The following is a 1,796-nucleotide window of genomic DNA, read 5'->3' on the forward strand; positions in this document are numbered from 1 at the left end:
ATAGTGAAGGCCGCCATTGACGCCGCGCATGTCCTCGGCGCCGGGCCAGCGGATGACCAGCGGCACGTTGCAGGTGAATTCGTCGGCCGTCTGATGATCACCCCAGACGTTGAGCTCGCCGAGGTTTTCGCCATGATCGGCGCCGATGACGATGATCGTGTCGTCGAACAGGCCTTGCCGCTTCAACTCCTCGACGATGAGACCGACATGATAATCGGCATAGAGCACGCCGGTGTCGTAGCCGTCGAACCAGGCCTTGACGGTGTCCATGTCGCTGATCGGCGACGGCATGCGCCGGTATTTCGATCCGCCCGGCTCGACGTCGAAGCCCGAGGGTTCCTGCGGGCTGTGCGGGCCGTAGCCAGCATGGCTCTTCTCGAATACCGCCCTGGTCATCCAGTCGGGAAGCGGTTGGTCGGCGAAGGGGTCGCCGAAAGCGTCCGGCGCGCGATAGGGTGTATGCGGGTCCCAGACATTGACATGCAGGAACCACTTTTTTGCCGAGCCATTGCGCTTCAGCCAGTCGATCGCCAGGCCCGAAACCTCGTCGGCGTTCTCCATGCCGGCCTTGCCGGGATTGATGATCTCGTTAAAGCCGGCATACCAATGCCAGCAGCCATGCCGTTCGCCAAAACTGCTGATGGTCGTGGTGTGGTAGCCAAGATCGCGCAGCGCCCGCATCCAGCCTTCCTCGTAGAAGGTGCCGGCCCAGGCTCGCTCGGCGCCTTCGCGGAACGGCTCGCAGGCGGTGCCGCCATGGCCGACCACGCCGGTCCGCATTCCGTGGCGGCCGCTCCACAGCGCCGTGCGCGACGGATGGCAAGGCACATCGGACACATAGACGTTCTCGAAGCGGATGCCCTCGCCGGCAAGGCTGTCGATGACGGGAGAGGTGTTGCGATGATAGCCGTAGCAGCCGAGGTGGTCGCGCCTGAGGCTGTCGATGTCGATGTAGAGAACGTTCATGGATGGCTCGTCGCTGCTGTGATTGTCAGGAAACAGGCCCCGGTTCGCTGCCGGGGCTTGCGGTTTGCAAGGGGCGATTTCAAGATGGCCGTCAGGCCGAAATGTATTGATCGCCCAGATAATAGTCCTTGGGATCGAGCGAGGTCTCGAGCTTGCCGAAGGTCTTGAACAGGTCGTTCATCGTCGAGAACCAGCCGTTCACGGTGCCGTCCTTGGTCAGCTTGATCAGTTCGGCCGAGGTCATGAAGCGGCCATAGCCGGCCTCCGTCTTCAACTGGTCGGCCGGAATGCCGAGCAGCTTGGAGGTGATCTCGATCGCCTTGTCCTGGTTGGCGGCACGAAAATCCTGCGCGTCCTTGATGGCGCGCACCACGTTGCGGACGAGATCGGGATTGCCCTCGACCAAATCGTTGCGGGCAATGAAGACGCTCGGAAATGTGGTCTGCGGATAGAAGTCGTCGTTCTTGGCCAGCTCCATCAGATCGGGAACGCTCTTCTGGATGATGCCGACGAACGGATACCAGATGCCGGCCGCGTCGACCTGCTTGGAGGCGAAGGCCGCCACGATGGTGCTCGGGTCCATCTGCACGATGTCGAGGTCGGTCATCGCCATACCGGCCTTGCGCAGCGCCAGCCGCAACAGCATGTCGCCCGAGGTGCCGGCCGCGATCGCGACCTTCTTGCCCTTGAGGCCGGCGATGGACGTGATGCCGGCTTGGGCGATCACCCGGTCCGAGAAACCGACATCGTTGACGGCGATGATCTTGGCCTTGCCGCTCGCCGGCAGCCACAGCGCGCCCGGTCCGAGATAGCCGAATTCCAGGCTGTTG

At 62.8% G+C, this 1,796-nt stretch carries 2 protein-coding genes; both read right to left on the reverse strand.

Translation table 11 applies throughout. The annotated features are described in order from the left end of the window. The coding region (locus tag EN991_RS34820) for a sulfatase (RefSeq protein ID WP_164769613.1) at nucleotides 1-966 on the reverse strand (966 nt) is incomplete at its 3' end. 91 nt (nucleotides 967-1,057) lie between these two features. Continuing rightward, a partial coding sequence (locus EN991_RS34825) for an aliphatic sulfonate ABC transporter substrate-binding protein (RefSeq protein ID WP_127370423.1) occupies nucleotides 1,058-1,796 on the reverse strand: 739 nt, incomplete at its 5' end.

This window comes from Mesorhizobium sp. M7A.F.Ca.US.005.03.2.1 (genome assembly GCF_003997795.1).
GTDB classification, from domain to species: domain Bacteria; phylum Pseudomonadota; class Alphaproteobacteria; order Rhizobiales; family Rhizobiaceae; genus Mesorhizobium; species Mesorhizobium ciceri.